The organism is Nocardiopsis sp. TNDT3 (assembly GCF_003427465.1).
GTDB classification, from domain to species: Bacteria; Actinomycetota; Actinomycetes; order Streptosporangiales; family Streptosporangiaceae; genus Nocardiopsis; species Nocardiopsis dassonvillei.
The window spans coordinates 1-3031 of record NZ_QPFC01000266.1; the positions used below are offsets into that span (position 1 = coordinate 1).

Below are 3031 nucleotides of genomic sequence, written 5' to 3' on the forward strand. Positions count from 1 at the left end.
GGGGCCGCCGGCAGGGCTCTAGGCCGGACCGGTGGGCGGGAACGGGATCTCGGCCAGGGTCGGGATCAGCTGGGCCTCCTCGTAGTCCAGGTGGGCCTCCAGTTCCCGGGTCATCCGGTCCAGCTCCGCGCGGAACCGTTCGGGATCGGCCGTGGACAGGTCGGAGATGAGCGCCTCCAGCTCACCGCGGACGCGGTCCACGGTGCGGTGCTCCTCCGACAGCCGCCGCAGCGCCTCCTCCAGGTGAGGGACCTGCCGGCCCAGTGCCGGGAAGAGGCCGGACTCCTCACTGGAGTGGTGGAAGTGCAGGGACTCGCAGAAGGCCAGGCAGTGCTGGCGCAGCTGGAGGCTGAGCCCCAGCGGTGGCGGGCCGTCCCCGTCCGCCACGGCGGTGCGCTCGGCGAGGTGGGCCTCGGCCTCGGTGCGCACGTGCGCGAGCTGGCCGCGCAGCCAGGTGTGGATCTCCACGAGCTTGTCGGCGAGGTTGGCCACCTCCGCGGGTCCGTCCGCGTGGACGCGGTCCAGGGCGACCACCGGCAGGACCCGCTCGGTTCCGGCCTGGTAGTCGGCGTATCCGGAGTCCGCGCGGACGAACTCGGCGAACAGGCGGTCGCGGTCGGCGCCCTCGGCGGGGACGGCGACGGCGTCGAACGTCTCGGTGCCCACTTCCACGCGCACCATGGGGTGGGCGAGGACGTTGCGGTACCAGTCGGGATGGCGGTCCGAGCCGCCCGCGGAGCCGACGACGAGTACGCGTCCGTCGACGCGGACGAAGCCGAGCGGGGTGGTGTGCTCGCGGCCGGAGCGGGCCCCGACGGTGGTGAGCAGCAGGAGGTCGCCGCCCTCGAACATGCCGCCGACGCGGCCCCCGTTGGCGCGGAACTCCTCCACGACGGGGACGTTGAAGTCGCTGACGTGGGGTTCGGCGGTCCGGACGTGCGGGTTTTCGGTCACAGGTCTCCTTCGGGATGGTGGTCATGGGCGCGACCGTCCCCGAAGGCACCCGCGGCGGCCCGGGCGCGCAGGCGCACGGGTGGCGGGTGGACGTGACAGGGAGCCCGGGCGTGGCCGGGCCGGAAGAGGACTCCGGGGAGGTCGCGAGGGGTCTGGGCGCGTTCGGGCGCGGCTGGGGCCGGCGCCGTCGGAACGGCTAGACGCGGTCCGCGGTGTGTGTGCTCACAGTGCGCTCCCGGATGTCAAGGTGCCTCCATACCTACCGACCGGCCCACTGCTCTGTGGTCGGTGGCACGCGACACGGGGGTGAACCTACACCATCGGGCGGGAGGAGCGCCACAGGGCGGGGGCCGCCCGACCGGACCCCGTGCTCAGTCGCCGACGGGCGCGGGAGCGGCGGGCCGGACCTGCCCGGGGTCGGGGATGCCCAGGTCGGGGGCTCCGCCGAGTTCCACGAACGTGTACCGCGTGTACCACCGCTCCGGTTCGGGGGCGGAGGGGTCCAGGAACGAGACCGGGACCCCCTCCGACACCGGGCGTCCATTGAGCACGCCTCCGCCGGAGCCCTCCGTGGCGAAGCTCAACGGGACCCCGTCCTCGGTCGCGACCAGGGCGAACACCGTGTCCGCCTCCCCCGGCCCTGCCTCCGCGGGGAACGTGCCCTCCACCCGGATCGCGGGCACGCCGTCGGGGGCCTCACCGCCCAGGTGTCCGAAGGCGTCCTGGGCGGGCGGGGGCGCGGCGAGGACCACCTCCTCCTCCGCGGTGACGGTCCCCTCCTCCGCCGCGCGGACGAGCGGTGCGACCACCTCCGCGGGCGAGAACACCTCCTCCGTCAGCCCCGGCTCAGCCGCGTACCAGGTCGGCGTCGCGTTCCAGGCGGAGTTCTCCGCGCGCAGCAGGTCGCCGTCGACCATCAGCAGGTCGCTGGTGCGTGCGCCGCTGACGGTACTGGTCCAGCGCAGCGCCTCCGGCGGTCCCGCCTGGTAGAGCACCCGGTCGAAGAGGGTGGGGTCGGTACCGGTGGGAAGCGGCTGGCCGTGGCCCTCCCCGTTCCCGGCGTGGGTGAGCAGGGTCAGCTCGAAGGAGTCCGCGGCCAGGAGGGTGTCGAGCGAGGCCGCCACCAGCTCCGTTCCGCTGAGGGGCCCGGTCGGCGGATCCCCCGCGGTGGCCCCGTCCGCCCCGGAGCCGGAGTCGGCCGTGGTGGTGCCGGACTCCCCGGACAGGGCGCTCAGGAGCAGGTAGCCGCCGCCGACGGACACGGCCAGGAGCACGGCCGCGGCGACCGCCAGAACGGGAAGCCGGCGCCGGGCTTCCGCGCGGCGGCGCCCACGCGAGCGCCCTCCTGTCGCCCCTCCGCCGGTCTCCTGCCCGTCGGCTGCCCGCCCGCTGGTCGCGCGCCTACCGGGCTCACGCCCACCGGTCCCACCATCGCGGACGGTCCCGGTCGCCCGGCCCCGGGTTCCGCGGCCCCGGGCGCGCGGACTCCACCGGGGGGAGGCATCCGATTTCGCGGCCTCGGCCTCGCGCTCCGCCATGTGCAGGGCGGAGCTGATCCACTCCGCGGGCTGACCGCGGTCCGCGTCCACGCGCGGCCAGTGGGCGCGGACGAGCGCGCGCAGCCGGTCCGCCCACACGTCGGGGGTGGCGCTGTCCTCCACGCCCGCCAGCAGCAGGCACTCCAGGTAGGCCTCCTCCGCCGCGGGGCGCCGCCCGGGATCCTTCGACAGTGCCCGGGCCAGCAGGGGACGCAGCCCCTCGGGAACGTCGGTGAGGTCGACGGTGTCCTCACCGGCCCGGCGGGCCGCCTCCGGCGGTGCGGCGTCCGTACCGAACGGGGCGTGCCCGGTCGCGGCGAACACCACCAGGCAGGCCCAGGAGAAGACGTCGGAGGCGGTGTCGGGCCGCGCGCCCGCGTAGCGCTCCGGGGCCAGCCAGCCGACGCTGCCCGCGGTGGTCAGGGAGTCCGTGTCGTCCACCCGGCGGGCGATGCCGTGGTCCACGAGCCGGGGGCCCTCCGGGGTGAGGAGGGCGTTTCCGGGTTTGACGTCCCCGTGCGGTACGCCCGCTGCGTGGA

General features: G+C 75.6%; 2 protein-coding genes. Both read right to left on the minus strand.

Annotation, left to right across the window (positions count from 1 at the left end):
* Positions 1 to 18: 18 nt before the first annotated feature.
* Positions 19 to 954, minus strand: coding sequence for a nitroreductase/quinone reductase family protein (locus tag DQW06_RS07290; RefSeq protein ID WP_117198190.1), 936 nt, complete (start codon positions 952 to 954; stop codon positions 19 to 21).
* 371 nt (positions 955 to 1325) lie between these two features.
* Positions 1326 to 3031 (minus strand): protein kinase (locus tag DQW06_RS07300; RefSeq protein ID WP_117198191.1); only part of this gene is annotated, 1706 nt, incomplete at its 5' end.